The following is a 15,307-nucleotide window of genomic DNA, read 5'->3' as shown; positions in this document are numbered from 1 at the left end:
TTTGAACAATTTATAATATGAATTCGAGATTCCCGAAAATTGAATTCGATGTATATAATGGGCACTGTTGTAAAGTATAACTCCTAAAATAGTTGAGGAACATAAAATGGGCGGTATTAGCATTTGGCAATTACTCATCATCGCTGTCATCGTAGTCTTATTATTTGGTACTAATAAACTGCGCACTTTAGGCTCAGATTTGGGTGCTTCAGTCAAAGGCTTTAAAAAAGCGATGGGTGACGAAAACCAAAAAGAGACCAACAACGCAGAAAAAACCACGAACGACGCAGATTTTGATACTAAAAATTTAGCGCAGAAGACTTCGACAGAAGAGAAGTCAACCACTGAGAGCAAAAATAAAGAGCAGGTGTAAACCGTGTTTGACATTGGTTTTAGTCAGCTGCTATTGGTCATGGTGATAGGTCTTGTTTTTCTGGGGCCAGAACGATTGCCCGTAGCAGTAAAAACAATTGCTGGCTGGGTAAGGGCATTGCGCTCTTTGGCGGCGAATGTGCAAAATGAGCTAACTCAAGAACTAAAACTTCAAGAGCTTCAAGAGAGCCTGAAGAAAGTGGAAGAGAAAGCGAATTTGCAAACATTATCCCCTGAGCTAAAAGCGTCGATGGATGAGTTAAAAGAGGCTGCACAGTCTTTAAAAGAAACTTATCAAGCACCTACAACGCCAGGATCTACAGAGACAGAGCAGTCTGTAAAAACCGACTCTACGGAACCTACGCCTTCTGATTTAGCGGCACTGGCTGAAGCGAATGAAGCGAATGACGATGTTCAACACAGTTCCAAAACGGTAACTGAAAATACAGAACATGTTATTAAGCCAGATGTTCCTGTTACTAAAACAGTAACAGTAGAGAAGAAAACAACTGATCAGGCAAATGGTGAGCACTAAAACATGGCAGTAAATGATACCCAACCGCTGATCAGCCATTTAATAGAACTGCGTAAGCGTCTAATGTACAGCTTAGTTTCAGTTCTAGTGGTTTTTCTGGCTTTGGTTTATTTTTCTAACGATATCTATCAATTAATCTCGGCACCTTTACTTGATAAGTTGCCGCAGGGGTCAAATATGAGTGCGACTGATGTTGCCTCAACTTTTTTGACGCCGATTAAATTGACTATTATGGTATCCGTTTTTGCTTCTGTTCCTGTGATCCTTTATCAGGTATGGGCTTTTATCGCACCAGCACTGTATAAACATGAACGCCGCTTAATGTTACCGTTACTGGTTTCAAGTACCGTATTATTTTATCTCGGTATGGCGTTTGCGTATTTTGTTGTGTTTCCACTTGCATTTGGTTTCTTTGTGAATACTACCCCAGAAGGGGTTAACTTTATTCCAGATATCAGTAAGTATTTAAGTTTCGTAATGACGCTGTTTATGGCGTTTGGGGCAGCATTTGAAGTTCCTATTGCGATTATCTTGCTGTGCTGGAGTGGTGTCACAACACCTGATGCATTAAAGAAAAAACGTCCTTATATCTTAGTGGGTGCTTTTGTTATTGGCATGGTATTAACGCCACCTGATGTTTTTTCTCAAACATTATTAGCAATACCGATGTATTTATTGTTTGAGATTGGTGTCTTGGTGTCCCGTTTTTATGTCAATAATGGCAGAAGAAAAACACCAGAAGAAGAAGCTGAAGAGGCTGAGGCGCAAGCAACAGAACAGCAGAAATAATTTTAGGAAGTGAGTTTTCTAAAAACATAATTTATTAACCCAGCTAAGGCTGGGTTAACTTTTTAGAAAGGCTCTTTTTTAAACTCTTTATTATCAACGGATTTTTTCACTTCATTATTTAATATTTTTAATAGCAAAATAGAGCGAGTTTCGCCGTCTGGCTCTTGGTATATCGCTTTGATCCCCTGAAAAACACCTTCCGTAATTAATACATAATCACCACTATGCGGCACATTTTCTTCACTGTAGATAACTGAAGACGGTGTCGGCGATTGTAAGGTATCTATAACCTCTTGTGGCACTGTGACAGGATAGCGTCCAAAGCGCACAAAGGCATTAACACCACGGGTAGAATTTATCGTAGTGGTATGAATGACCTCTGGATCAAATTGAATAAATAGATAATTCGGGAACAAAGGCTCGGTGACCAAAGTTCTTTTATTTCTTATTAACTTTTCTATTGTCACCATCGGCGTAAAGCAGATCACCTGCTGACGTTCTAAGTGTTCGATCGCCCGAGCGATTTGTCCGCGTTTACAATACAGAAGGTGCCAGTTTTTCATAATAGAGACAAAGGGTTAGTTGATCTTAATTAGGAGGATAATAGCAAATTTATGATAAAGGTAACAGTCATCTGTCGGTAAATGTAACAAGTGAAATGCAATTTTATACTAGAAAATGATCACTGAAACCGTGTTCAGACGCAATAAATGCAGTGGTTTTGAGAAGTTTCAATCTTATCTCAGATAGAGGTAACAAGTTGACAAAAAAATGATGGCAAAAACAAGAAAAAACTCCCAAGATAATTATCTTAGATCCTGATCCATAATTATAAAGAGGTTTTCAAATGGAAGTTTTTTTATTGAGTAATGGGAAGATTGCCGGGGACCCACAATGGTTAAGTTACGCCAAAGATAATATCGACAGCATGATTAAAAAGCGTGGTATTCGTTCTGCCGTGCTTATTGCATATGCGGTTATTCGTTCTGATCACGACCAACGTGCTCGTGAATTATCAGAAGTATTAGGTATTGAAGTGACTTGTATTGAACATTTTGATTCAGAAGTGGAAGCCATTAACAATGCTGAGTGTATTTTAGTTAGTGGGGGGAATACGTGGTTATTAAACCAAATGCTGCATGAGAAAGGATTAGTGGTTCCTATCCAGCGTGCAGTTCGTGAACGTAATATCCCTTATATCGGTTGGAGTGCGGGTTGTAATGTTGCCACTCCGACTATCCGTACTACAAATGATATGCCTGTGCGCTGTTCTGTTGTTATGCCTTCACTGGGATTATTCCCTGTACAAATTAACCCGCACTATATTGATGCCACCATTAGTGGACATATGGGCGAAACTCGAGATGAGCGTATTGCGGAGTTTTGTGCGATGAACCCAGACGAGATAGTGGTTGCCATTCGTGAAGGTAGTTACTTATATATTCAGGGTGAAGAGTTACGTTATTACAGCGCTAAAAATGAAGGCTTTAAAATTTTCCAACATGGAAAAACTTTTCCAGAACAGTTTGATACAAAAATGTTGGCAAAATGGGTTCCATTTCGCTGTTTATAATAATAATTTGCAATCTCATATAAAAGGCATTGCTTTTTAGTGAGTTATGCGTTTAGCTTATAGTGTTTCAAAGAGGGCTTTGCCCTCTTTTCTCTCACTCACTGGCTCGTAAGATTATGATGAAATACCGCGATTTAAGAGATTTCCTTTCATTACTCGAAGAAAAAGGTGAATTAAAACGCATCACCTTTGAAATAGATCCCTACCTTGAAATGACCGAAATAGCGGACAGAACATTACGTGCTGGTGGGCCTGCACTGTTATTTGAAAATCCTAAAGGGTTTGATATGCCAGTGCTATGTAATTTATTTGGTACACCTGAGCGTGTTGCTATGGGGATGGGGCAAGATGATGTTAAAGCCTTACATGAAGTGGGTAAGCTATTAGCATTTTTAAAAGAGCCTGATCCTCCGAAAGGATTTCGTGATCTTTTTGATAAGTTACCTAAATTTAAGCAAGTTTTAAATATGCCAACTAAGCGCCTGAGCAAAGCCCCTTGTCAGGAGGTTGTGTTAACTGGCGATGATGTTGATTTAACTAAGATCCCAGTGATGCATTGTTGGCCTGAAGATGCAGCCCCTTTGATTACATGGGGACTTACAGTAACGCGAGGGCCTTTTAAAGAGCGCCAGAATTTAGGTATTTATCGCCAACAAGTGCTTGGCAAAAATAAGGTGATTATGCGTTGGTTATCTCATCGCGGTGGCGCGTTAGATTTCCAAGAATGGTGTCAAAAACACCCAGGAGAACGTTTTCCCGTTTCTGTTGCATTAGGGGCTGATCCTGCGACAATTTTAGGTGCCGTAACGCCAGTACCAGATACATTATCTGAATATGCCTTTGCTGGATTATTGCGAGGTAATAAAACAGAAGTCGTTAAATGCCTTTCCAATGACTTGGAAGTCCCGGCAAGTGCCGAAATTATTCTCGAAGGGTATATCGAACCCGGTGAGCTTGCACCAGAAGGGCCATATGGTGATCATACTGGTTATTATAATGAGATTGACTCTTTTCCAGTATTTACCATAACACATCTAACACGTCGTAAAGATGCTATCTATCACTCTACTTATACAGGGCGTCCACCGGATGAGCCGGCAGTATTAGGCGTTGCGCTTAATGAAGTATTAGTACCGATATTACAAAAACAATTTCCTGAGATTGTCGATTTTTATTTACCTCCTGAAGGTTGCTCTTATCGTTTAGCGGTTGTGACCATGAAAAAGCAGTATGCTGGTCACGCTAAACGCGTAATGATGGGAGTTTGGTCTTATTTGCGACAATTTATGTATACTAAATTTGTGATTGTTTGCGATGATGATGTGAATGCAAGAGATTGGAAAGATGTGATTTGGGCTATCACAACTAGAATGGATCCCGCAAGAGATACCATTATGATGGAAAATACGCCAATTGATTATCTTGATTTTGCTTCACCTGTTTCAGGTTTAGGCTCCAAAATGGGGTTAGATGCGACCAATAAATGGCCCGGTGAAACAGAGAGAGAGTGGGGGCGACCTATCGTAATGACGGATGAAATAAAACAGCGGGTCGATACTATTTGGGAACAGCTCGATATTGTTAAATAATAATAGAGGAACAACATGGCGATACTGAACTGTAAAGTCTCACTCGTTGAGCCGATAACAGATACGGTGTATCGGGTAAGATTATTACCTGATGGCCCATTTGATTTTCAGGCTGGACAATACCTTTTAGCGGTTATGGATGAGCGAGATAAGCGCCCATTCTCTATTGCCTCTATTCCCGAAAATAAAGACTTTATTGAGCTTCATATTGGCGCGTCAGATCTGAATCTTTACGCAATGGCTGTGCTCGATCTTATTTTAGAAACTCAACAATTAAAGATTGATATTCCCCATGGTAATGCGTGGTTTAGACAACAGAGCCAACGTCCTTTGTTGCTTATCGCAGGAGGAACAGGATTTTCTTATACTCACTCTATCTTGCTAGCGGCATTACAAGAAAATCCTCAACGTGCGGTAACGCTTTATTGGGGAGGACGAGAGCAGGTACATCTTTATGATCTTAATGAGTTGCAAGATTTAACGGAAAAGTATCCCTCATTATCAGTCGTACCTGTTGTTGAACAACCTGATGACGCTTGGCGTGGTAGAAAAGGGACTGTATTAACGGCAATTAGTGAAGATTTTGGCGATTTATCATCCTATGATATTTATATCGCAGGACGTTTTGAAATGGCTAAAATAGCGCGAGATCGTTTTTGTAATGAGCGTAATGCTGATAGAGAACGCTTATTTAGTGATGCTTTTGAGTTTATTTAACACGCAATAACGATAAAAAAACCATAAAAAAACCCGCCCCTGACGGCGGGAAAATGGTTAAAAAACCAAGCAATCAAACATGTCAACCAAGTGATATTACTCAAAATGAAAAATCATCTTGATTAAACTCGCTCAATAATGGTTGCTATCCCTTGGCCTAATCCAATACACATTGTCGCTAATCCTAATTGTGCATCTTTACGCTCCATAATATTTAATAGCGTGGTGGTTATTCTGGCACCAGAACAACCTAATGGATGCCCAAGTGCAATAGCACCACCATTAAGATTGATTTTGTCATCAATGCTATCGAGTAAATTCATTTTTTTCATGCAAGCTAAGGATTGCGCTGCAAAGGCTTCGTTAAGTTCAAAGATATCAATATCACTGAGGGTTAACCCCGTTTTTTTTAGTGCTATTTCAGTGGCAGGAACGGGACCATATCCCATGATTGCCGGATCACAACCTGTTACCGCCATCGAACGAATAATTGCACGGGGTTTTAAATGATGTTGCTTAGCATAACTTTCGCTCGTGATAAACATCGCGGATGCCCCATCAGAGACGGCCGATGAATTCCCCGCAGTAACGGAGCCCGTGGCGGGATCAAACACGGGTCTAAGTTGTGCTAATTCATCAAGGCTTGGGTTATAACGGATAACTTCATCCGTGCTGACGCGTATAAAATCTCCTGCTGCATCATGACCATTAATGGCAACAAGTTCGTTGTCAAAATAGCCTTTTTGGGTCGCGAGGGCGGCTAAATGGTGTGAGCGATAGGCGAATTTGTCTTGTTCTTCGCGAGATATTTGAAATGATTTTGCTAACATTTCTGCAGTTAACCCCATTGAGAATGAAGCCTTTGCCACAGAAAGATTTAATGCTGGGTTAAAGTCAGCATTATAGGTCATCGGTACATGACCCATATGTTCAACGCCACCAATTAAAGCAACTTGGCTCTCTCCTAACATAATTTGGCGAGCACCGTCATGCAAGGCTTGCATCGAAGAGCCACATAAACGATTGACGGTTACTGCCGGAACTTTATGCGGTAATTCTGCTAATAGTGCGGCATTACGTGCAATATTAAAGCCTTGCTCTAAAGTTTGTTGCACACAGCCCCAAATCACATCGCCAATATCATTGGGATCAATATCAGGGTTACGCTTAAGCAAAGCTTGCATTAATTGCGCAGAGAGATTTTCAGCTCTTACATGGCGAAATGCCCCGCCTTTTGAACGTCCCATTGGGGTGCGAACACCATCAATTATGACAACCTTTTCCATTTCTTCTCTCCTTAAGCGAGTTCTCTGATGTTAACATCTACTTTTGCAGGCTTTGGATAGTAGGTTTCGTTACGTAATGCTTTTTGTTTTAAGCTCTCAGGAATTTGGTAAAGTGGCCCTAATTCTGAGTATTGCTCTGCATTTGCAACAAATTGTGCTAATCCAATGGTATCGAGGTAACGGAAGACACCACCACGGAAAGGAGGGAAGCCTAAACCATACACTAATGCAATATCGGCTTCTGCAGGTGAGGCGATAATGCCTTCATCTAAGCAACGAATAACTTCATTGATCATTGGGATCATCATACGAGCAATAATAGTGTCTTGGTTAAATTCCTGTTTTTTGCCGACATGATGTTCAATAAGGCTGTGAATATCGTTATCTACCTGCTTTTGTTTTTTACCACGCTTATCAATAGTGTAGTCATAGAAACCATGATTATTTTTCTGACCATAGCGTTGTTGTTGATATAAAAGCGCAATAACGTCTTTATCAATACTGCCCATTCTGTCTGGGAAACCTTGAGCCATCACTGCTTGAGCATGATTCGCTGTATCGATACCGACAACATCCAGTAAATAAGCCGGGCCCATTGGCCAGCCAAAGACTTTTTCCATCACTTTATCTACAGCAATAAAATCAGCACCATCTCTTAATAAAAGAGAAAACCCGGCGAAATAAGGGAAGAGCACGCGATTGACAAAGAACCCCGGACAGTCATTAACAATGATTGGCGTTTTACCCATTTTGCTAGCATAACTGACAATGCGATTAATCGTCTCTTCACTGGTTTTTTCACCTTTAATGATCTCAACTAAAGGCATGCGGTGAACGGGATTAAAGAAGTGCATTCCACAGAAATTTTCAGGGCGTGTTAGTGATTTGGCAAGTAGCGAAATGGGGATTGTTGAGGTATTCGAAGCAAGTACAGCATGATCAGCAAGGAGCGCTTCGGTTTCAGCAAGTACAGAGGCTTTTACTTTAGGGTTTTCAACCACCGCTTCGACCACAATTTGTGCATCAGCTACACTGGCATAGTTTAGGGTAGGATGAATAGAGGCGAGGGTTTTTGCCATATCAACGGCACTCATACGTCCTTTTTCTTGACGTTTTTGTAACAGACTGAGTGCTTCTGTCATACCCAATTCAAGGGAGTTGGCATTAATATCTTTCATGGTAACAGGAATGCCCTTTAGTGCAGATTGATAGGCAATTCCGCCACCCATGATCCCCGCGCCTAATACTGCCGCTTGTTTTGGTAAGCTAGCATGACGTTTTTTAGTAATACCTTTCACATATTGATCATTAAGGAAAATACCCACTAATGCTTTGGCAACATCGGTGCGGGTCAGTTTGACAAAGTTTTCTGTTTCCAATTCAAGTGCCGCTTTTCTATCTAGAAATGCGGCTTTTTCTATCGTATTAACGGCGGTCATTGGGGCTGGATAATGAGGGCCTGCGACTTTCATCACCATGCCTTTTGCCACAGCAAATGACATTTTATGTTCAAGTTCCGTTAATCTTAACGCCACAGTTTTAGGTTGACGAGCAGCTTGCCAGTCAAATTTGCCATCAATGGCTTGCTCTATCAGTGAAATGGCACTTTCTTTTAGCTTATCAACAGGGACAATAGCTTGAATTAAGCCATTCTTAAGTGCCGTTTCGGCATTAATATCTTTACCTGCGGTAATAATTTCTAAGGCATTATCAACGCCAATAAGGCGAGGTAGCCGAACAGAGCCACCAAAACCCGGCATAATACCAAGTTTTGTTTCGGGTAAACCAATGCGTAAATCCGGTGATGCAATACGAAAATCCGTTGCTAATACACATTCACAGCCACCGCCTAGGGCGTAGCCATTAATGGCAGAAACTGTAGGAACGGGGAGATCTTCTAATCGATTGAAAATATGATTAGCAAAATGTAGCCATTGTGTCAGTTCTTCAACGGGTGCATCAAAAAGTGATAAAAATTCGGTAATATCGGCACCAACAATAAAGGCGGGTTTTTCTGAACGTAAAATAACCCCTTTTAGATCAGATGTGTTTTCTAATACTGTTAACGCTTCGCTTAACATTGCCACCGTTTTTGTATCTAATTTATTAATAGAACCGCTAGCATTGAAAACGAGCTCAACAATACCTTGCTTCACCCAATCGGCTTGAATATTTTCGCTTTGATAGAGCATTTGTATTCTCCCTAAAGTATAAACTGGTATGACCAGATAATTAGAGTGTGAATACAATGTTAATTAATTGCAAATATTTGATTAAGGAAATGTAGGGCTGATCACAATGAAATTATCTAATATATTGATTTTTATATGATTGGTTTAAATGAATAAATCAGCATAATTAAGGATCGTAAAAACATAGTAATAAGTCATGGTAAGCTATTTTTGCTATGGTGTTACCCTGTAAAAGAGTTGGCGTGTTAAGCTGAATAATTAACAATAAATAAAGATAGGTGATTAGTAATGGAAAAATTGCTTTCTCTGTATCAAGAACATATCAAAACACTACAAAATCGTACTCGTGATGCTTTATCTAGACACCACCTTGATAATGTCTTGATTCACTCTGGTGAACCTATTGGTGTTTTCCTTGATGATAGTGATTACCCTTTTAAAGTGAATGCACACTTTAAAGCGGGGGTGCCAGTAACTGATGTGCCACATTGTTGGTTATTGGTTGATGGTGTCAATAAACCAAAACTCTGGTTCTATTCACCTGTTGATTATTGGCATAGTGTTGAAGCTTTACCAAGTAGCTATTGGACCCATGAAATTGAGCTGATCCATTTAAAAAATGTCGATGATATTCAAAAAGAGCTAGCACCTTTTATTAATAAAAATACTGCTTATATTGGGCCAAATACACAACGGGCTGATTCATTAGGTGTCAGTCTTGATAATGTTAATAACCAATCTCTTCTTAACTATTATCATTATTATCGTGCTTATAAAACGGGTTATGAACTGGCATGTATGCGCGAAGCGCAGAAAATGGCAGTCAATGGACATATCGCCGCTCGTGAGGCATTCCAAGCTGAGTTAAGTGAATTTGATATTAATATGGCTTATTTAATGGCAACAGGACATCGGGACACAGATGTACCTTATGGCAATATTGTTGCATTAAATGAACATGCTGCTGTTTTGCATTACACCAAATTAGATCATCAATCGCCAGATGAATATCGTAGTTTCCTTATTGATGCGGGAGCAGAGTATAATGGGTATGCTGCGGATATTACGCGTACTTATTCAGCGAAAGAAAATCATGAATTTACTGCTTTAGTCAAAGATATGAATGATGCGCAACAGGCATTGATAGCGACAATGAAAGCGGGAGTACGCTACAGCGAATATCATATTCAAATGCATCAACGTATTGCCGGATTATTACATAAATACGGTATCGTTAAGGGGATTAGCGAAGAAGAGATGGTGAGTGAAGGATTAACAACTCCCTTCTTACCACATGGATTAGGCCATGCGCTAGGTTTACAAGTTCATGATGCGGGTGGATTTATGCAGGATGATAAAGGGACTCATTTAGCTGCGCCAGCCATGTATCCTTTCTTACGTTGTACACGTATTGTAGAGCCGGGAATGGTACTTACCATTGAGCCAGGATTCTATTTTATTGATTCGTTATTAGCACCTTGGCGTGAAGGGAAATATCGTAGTCATTTTGATTGGCATTTGATTGAACACTTCAAGCCTTTTGGTGGCATTCGTATTGAAGATAATATTATTATTCACGATAACAAAATTGAAAATATGACAAGAGACTTACATTTAGCCTGATGAAAGCTTATTTGATCCCCGCTGAAACGGTAGAATTCAGTGAAGAAATAAAGAAGAGCCGTTTTATTACATTTATTGCTCATACTGAAGGGATTGAGGCTGCCAAAGCGTATATCCAATCAATTAAAGCGCAGTTTCCCGATGCTCGGCATCATTGTTGGGCATTTGTTGCTGGAAGACCGGATGATTCACAACAGTTAGGTTTTTCTGATGATGGTGAACCAACAGGCACGGCGGGAAAACCTATTCTAGCACCCCTGTTAGGGAGTGGTATGGGAGAGGTGACTGCGGTTGTGGTACGTTATTTCGGCGGGATCAAATTAGGCACTGGCGGATTAGTTCGTGCTTATGGCAATGGGGTACAGCAGGCATTAAAACTTTTGCCAACGAAAACCAAAGTACCTCAGCGCCGATTTCTTGTGGAGTGTGAATATTCCTTAGTGTCATTACTTGAGCAAGTTATTGCAGAATATCAAGGGAAGATCCTCTCTAGTGAATATACTGATAAAGTCACTTTTGAACTATCATTGCCAGCAGTAGAGAGTGAAAAAGTTGAAAGTAAACTACGCGATATCAGTCGTGGCAGTATGCAATTAATATGTTTAGAACCGAATGAATAATCGTTGCTACCAAGGAAATCGCTAAATGCATTTTCGTTCAATAACCCGAATTGTTGGGCTACTTGTTATTTTATTCTCTGTCACGATGATCATCCCCGGTATCGTTGCGTTGATCTATCGGGATGGTGCAGGACGAGCATTTAGTCAGACATTTATTGTCGCTCTTATTATTGGGCTAATGTTGTGGATCCCCAATCGAAACAATAAAAGTGATCTAAAACCCAAAGAAGGTTTTCTTATTGTGGTTTTATTTTGGACTGTGTTAGGCAGCGTAGGGGCATTGCCTTTTATTTTTTCGGAACAACCTCATCTATCGATTACCGATGCCTTTTTTGAATCTTTTTCCGGATTAACAACCACAGGGGCTACGACACTTGTTGGGTTGGATAGCTTACCTAAAGCGATTTTATTTTATCGCCAAATGCTGCAATGGTTAGGGGGAATGGGGATCATCGTATTAGCGGTGGCAATTCTTCCACTGTTAGGCGTTGGGGGAATGCAGCTTTATCGGGCAGAAATGCCGGGGCCTTTGAAAGACAATAAAATGCGCCCAAGGATCGCAGAAACTGCGAAAGCATTGTGGCTGATTTATGTCTTACTCACTATTATTTGTGCCCTTGCGTTGTGGATTGCGGGTATGGACGTGTTTGATGCTATCTCGCATAGTTTTTCTACTATTGCAATCGGTGGATTTTCTACCCATGATGCAAGCATTGGCTATTTTAATAGTCCAACAATTAACGTCATTATTGGTGTTTTTCTATTAATTTCAGGGTGTAACTTTGCTTTACACTTTTCGGTTTTAACAGGGCGAAGCCTCAATATTTATTGGCGTGATCCTGAATTTCGCATGTTTATTTTTATACAGCTCGGATTAGTGATTATTTGTAGCCTTATTCTATGGCTCTATTCGGTATATGACTCTGGATGGACAACAATTAATCAAGCTTTTTTCCAAGTTGTTTCAATGGCAACAACCGCAGGGTTTGCAACAGATAGTTTTGCCCAGTGGCCAACTTTTTTACCTCTGTTACTGTTGTGCTCTGCCTTTATCGGGGGCTGTGCTGGTTCAACGGGGGGGGGATTAAAAGTAATCCGCATCTTACTGCTATTTTTACAAGGCTCTCGTGAATTAAAACGTCTTGTACACCCTAATGCGGTTTATACGATTAAACTAGGACATCGAGCATTACCAGAACGTATTATAGAAGCGGTTTGGGGCTTTTTCTCAGCATATGCTTTAGTATTTATTATTAGCTTAATGCTATTAATAGCGACAGGCGTTGATGAGTTTTCTGCTTTTTCTGCTATTGCTACAACACTTAATAATTTGGGTCCAGGATTAGGTATTGTTGCTGATAACTTTACAACAATGAATCCAGCCGCTAAGTGGATACTTGTTGTCACCATGTTATTTGGCCGATTAGAAGTTTTCACATTATTGGTTTTATTTACACCAACATTTTGGCGTGATTAACCAAAAACAAGGAGTGATGTATGAGCGCGCTGTTGCTGTACTGCAGTACAGATGGTCAAACTAAAAAAATAATGACGCACATAGCTAATGAACTAAGACAACAGGGCTATGAATGTGATGTAAGAGATTTAACTGCTGTTCACCATAGCCTTAATTTATCTGCTTATAATAAAGTGTTAGTTGGGGCATCAATTAGATATGGCTATTTTAATAAAGTACTGGATAAATTTATTACCCAACACCTTTCTCAATTAAATAGTATGCCATCCGCCTTTTTTGGGGTGAACCTTACGGCAAGAAAAGCTGAAAAGAGTACACCCGAAACCAATGCTTATATGCGTAAGTTTTTAGATAAGACTCCATGGAAGCCTAGATTAACAGGTGTTTTTGCAGGCGCGCTTCTTTACCCACGTTATAAATGGATTGATAGAGTGATGATCCAGCTTATTATGAAGATGACTAAGGGTGAAACCGATCCAACAAAAGAAATCGAATATACTGATTGGAATAAAGTTAGCGAATTTGCGACAAAATTTTCCAAAATTGAGTGATATTTGTTCGTTGTGACCTGTTTTTTGTACGCATTGTTGGGGTTTTAATCGAACGGTAAATTTTTTTCAAAAAACACTTGCGCTAATCTGAGAAGCCCCTATAATGCGCACCCACTGACCGACGATGAGCTGACAACAGCAACGACGGAAAGGGAAGAGAAAAGAAAAAAGTTTGAAAAAACTCTTGACTCTTCATAGGAATAGCGTAATATACGCCTCCTCGCAACAACGCAGAAGACCGGAAACGGCAGCGACAGTTGCACTGCTCTTTAACAAATTATCAGACAATCTGTGTGGGCACTCGCAGAGACGATATCTTCTAAAAAATTAGATGTATCAAGTCTTGAAGAGTGACTAACAAGTTAATTCATATAATGAATAAGCTAAGTTTTCGATTTCTTTGAGCATCAAACACTTTTAATTGAAGAGTTTGATCATGGCTCAGATTGAACGCTGGCGGCAGGCCTAACACATGCAAGTCGAGCGGTAACAGGAGAAAGCTTGCTTTCTTGCTGACGAGCGGCGGACGGGTGAGTAATGTATGGGGATCTGCCCGATAGAGGGGGATAACTACTGGAAACGGTGGCTAATACCGCATAATGTCTACGGACCAAAGCAGGGGCTCTTCGGACCTTGCACTATCGGATGAACCCATATGGGATTAGCTAGTAGGTGGGGTAAAGGCTCACCTAGGCGACGATCTCTAGCTGGTCTGAGAGGATGATCAGCCACACTGGGACTGAGACACGGCCCAGACTCCTACGGGAGGCAGCAGTGGGGAATATTGCACAATGGGCGCAAGCCTGATGCAGCCATGCCGCGTGTATGAAGAAGGCCTTAGGGTTGTAAAGTACTTTCAGCGGGGAGGAAGGTGATAAGGTTAATACCCTTGTCAATTGACGTTACCCGCAGAAGAAGCACCGGCTAACTCCGTGCCAGCAGCCGCGGTAATACGGAGGGTGCAAGCGTTAATCGGAATTACTGGGCGTAAAGCGCACGCAGGCGGTCAATTAAGTCAGATGTGAAAGCCCCGAGCTTAACTTGGGAATTGCATCTGAAACTGGTTGGCTAGAGTCTTGTAGAGGGGGGTAGAATTCCATGTGTAGCGGTGAAATGCGTAGAGATGTGGAGGAATACCGGTGGCGAAGGCGGCCCCCTGGACAAAGACTGACGCTCAGGTGCGAAAGCGTGGGGAGCAAACAGGATTAGATACCCTGGTAGTCCACGCTGTAAACGATGTCGATTTAGAGGTTGTGGTCTTGAACCGTGGCTTCTGGAGCTAACGCGTTAAATCGACCGCCTGGGGAGTACGGCCGCAAGGTTAAAACTCAAATGAATTGACGGGGGCCCGCACAAGCGGTGGAGCATGTGGTTTAATTCGATGCAACGCGAAGAACCTTACCTACTCTTGACATCCAGCGAATCCTTTAGAGATAGAGGAGTGCCTTCGGGAACGCTGAGACAGGTGCTGCATGGCTGTCGTCAGCTCGTGTTGTGAAATGTTGGGTTAAGTCCCGCAACGAGCGCAACCCTTATCCTTTGTTGCCAGCACGTAATGGTGGGAACTCAAAGGAGACTGCCGGTGATAAACCGGAGGAAGGTGGGGATGACGTCAAGTCATCATGGCCCTTACGAGTAGGGCTACACACGTGCTACAATGGCAGATACAAAGAGAAGCGACCTCGCGAGAGCAAGCGGAACTCATAAAGTCTGTCGTAGTCCGGATTGGAGTCTGCAACTCGACTCCATGAAGTCGGAATCGCTAGTAATCGTAGATCAGAATGCTACGGTGAATACGTTCCCGGGCCTTGTACACACCGCCCGTCACACCATGGGAGTGGGTTGCAAAAGAAGTAGGTAGCTTAACCTTCGGGAGGGCGCTTACCACTTTGTGATTCATGACTGGGGTGAAGTCGTAACAAGGTAACCGTAGGGGAACCTGCGGTTGGATCACCTCCTTACCTAAGAGATACGTGTTATGTG

General features: G+C 41.3%; 13 protein-coding genes and 1 rRNA gene. 11 read left to right on the top strand and 3 right to left on the bottom strand.

Annotation, left to right across the window (positions count from 1 at the left end; all coding sequences use genetic code 11):
• Nucleotides 1-106: 106 nt before the first annotated feature.
• From tatA to tatC, 3 genes are read left to right on the top strand one after another with little or no spacing between them, the layout of a single operon-like run.
• Nucleotides 107-373 (top strand): Sec-independent protein translocase subunit TatA, encoded by a 267-nt coding sequence (gene tatA, locus AACQ49_RS12165; RefSeq protein WP_004246118.1) that lies wholly within the window; start codon nt 107-109, stop codon nt 371-373.
• Nucleotides 374-376: 3 nt separating this feature from the next.
• Nucleotides 377-907, top strand: a complete 531-nt coding sequence (tatB, locus tag AACQ49_RS12160; RefSeq protein ID WP_004249526.1) for a Sec-independent protein translocase protein TatB — start codon at nt 377-379, stop codon at nt 905-907.
• Between the two features lie 3 nt (nt 908-910).
• Nucleotides 911-1,696: a Sec-independent protein translocase subunit TatC gene (gene tatC, locus AACQ49_RS12155; protein ID WP_004246116.1), complete on the top strand. Its 786-nt coding sequence runs from the start codon at nt 911-913 to the stop codon at nt 1,694-1,696.
• A 62-nt stretch (nt 1,697-1,758) separates the two neighbouring features.
• Here the strand turns inward: tatC and rfaH are convergent, their stop codons facing one another.
• Nucleotides 1,759-2,259 carry a transcription/translation regulatory transformer protein RfaH gene (gene rfaH, locus AACQ49_RS12150; RefSeq protein WP_004246114.1) on the bottom strand — a complete coding sequence of 167 codons (501 nt, stop codon included), beginning with the start codon at nt 2,257-2,259 and terminating at the stop codon, nt 1,759-1,761.
• A gap of 284 nt (nt 2,260-2,543) precedes the next feature.
• Between rfaH and pepE the strand changes: the two genes are divergently transcribed.
• The 3 genes from pepE to fre all read left to right on the top strand — a co-directional run bounded on the left by pepE (nt 2,544) and on the right by fre (nt 5,575).
• Nucleotides 2,544-3,269 carry a dipeptidase PepE gene (gene pepE, locus AACQ49_RS12145; RefSeq protein ID WP_004246111.1) on the top strand — a complete coding sequence of 242 codons (726 nt, stop codon included), beginning with the start codon at nt 2,544-2,546 and terminating at the stop codon, nt 3,267-3,269.
• A gap of 119 nt (nt 3,270-3,388) precedes the next feature.
• Nucleotides 3,389-4,858 carry a 4-hydroxy-3-polyprenylbenzoate decarboxylase gene (gene ubiD / locus AACQ49_RS12140; protein ID WP_012368791.1) on the top strand — a complete coding sequence of 490 codons (1,470 nt, stop codon included), beginning with the start codon at nt 3,389-3,391 and terminating at the stop codon, nt 4,856-4,858.
• 15 nt (nt 4,859-4,873) lie between these two features.
• Nucleotides 4,874-5,575, top strand: a complete 702-nt coding sequence (gene fre / locus AACQ49_RS12135) for an NAD(P)H-flavin reductase (protein WP_049196888.1) — start codon at nt 4,874-4,876, stop codon at nt 5,573-5,575.
• Nucleotides 5,576-5,697: 122 nt separating this feature from the next.
• Here the strand turns inward: fre and fadA are convergent, their stop codons facing one another.
• Together fadA and fadB are read right to left on the bottom strand one after the other, a co-directional pair.
• Nucleotides 5,698-6,861: an acetyl-CoA C-acyltransferase FadA gene (gene fadA / locus AACQ49_RS12130; RefSeq protein ID WP_161779058.1), complete on the bottom strand. Its 1,164-nt coding sequence runs from the start codon at nt 6,859-6,861 to the stop codon at nt 5,698-5,700.
• A gap of 11 nt (nt 6,862-6,872) precedes the next feature.
• Complete coding sequence (fadB, locus tag AACQ49_RS12125) at nt 6,873-9,053, bottom strand: fatty acid oxidation complex subunit alpha FadB (RefSeq protein WP_004252909.1); 2,181 nt, start codon at nt 9,051-9,053, stop codon at nt 6,873-6,875.
• Nucleotides 9,054-9,341: 288 nt separating this feature from the next.
• Here fadB and pepQ point away from each other — a divergent pair, with 288 nt between their 5' ends.
• The 5 genes from pepQ (at nt 9,342) to AACQ49_RS12100 (ending at nt 15,285) form a co-directional block, all read left to right on the top strand.
• A complete protein-coding gene (gene pepQ, locus AACQ49_RS12120; RefSeq protein ID WP_161680102.1) occupies nt 9,342-10,676 on the top strand; it encodes a Xaa-Pro dipeptidase in 1,335 nt (444 codons plus the stop codon).
• On the top strand, nt 10,676-11,296 hold the full coding sequence (locus AACQ49_RS12115) for an IMPACT family protein (protein ID WP_004249519.1): 621 nt from the start codon (nt 10,676-10,678) through the stop codon (nt 11,294-11,296). The genes pepQ and AACQ49_RS12115 overlap by 1 nt, the downstream gene beginning before the upstream one ends.
• Before the next feature lie 25 nt (nt 11,297-11,321).
• Nucleotides 11,322-12,773, top strand: a complete 1,452-nt coding sequence (gene trkH, locus AACQ49_RS12110) for a Trk system potassium transporter TrkH (protein WP_004252906.1) — start codon at nt 11,322-11,324, stop codon at nt 12,771-12,773.
• A 20-nt stretch (nt 12,774-12,793) separates the two neighbouring features.
• Complete coding sequence (hemG, locus tag AACQ49_RS12105) at nt 12,794-13,324, top strand: menaquinone-dependent protoporphyrinogen IX dehydrogenase (RefSeq protein ID WP_004246101.1); 531 nt, start codon at nt 12,794-12,796, stop codon at nt 13,322-13,324.
• 418 nt (nt 13,325-13,742) lie between these two features.
• Nucleotides 13,743-15,285: ribosomal RNA gene (locus tag AACQ49_RS12100) — 16S ribosomal RNA — on the top strand.
• Nucleotides 15,286-15,307: the final 22 nt, after the last annotated feature.

Origin of the sequence: Proteus sp. G2675 (assembly GCF_963886535.1) — a bacterium.
GTDB lineage: Bacteria > Pseudomonadota > Gammaproteobacteria > Enterobacterales > Enterobacteriaceae > Proteus > Proteus mirabilis.
The sequence above is the reverse complement of the archived record's forward strand: the minus strand, read 5'-3'. Positions and strand labels throughout refer to the sequence as shown.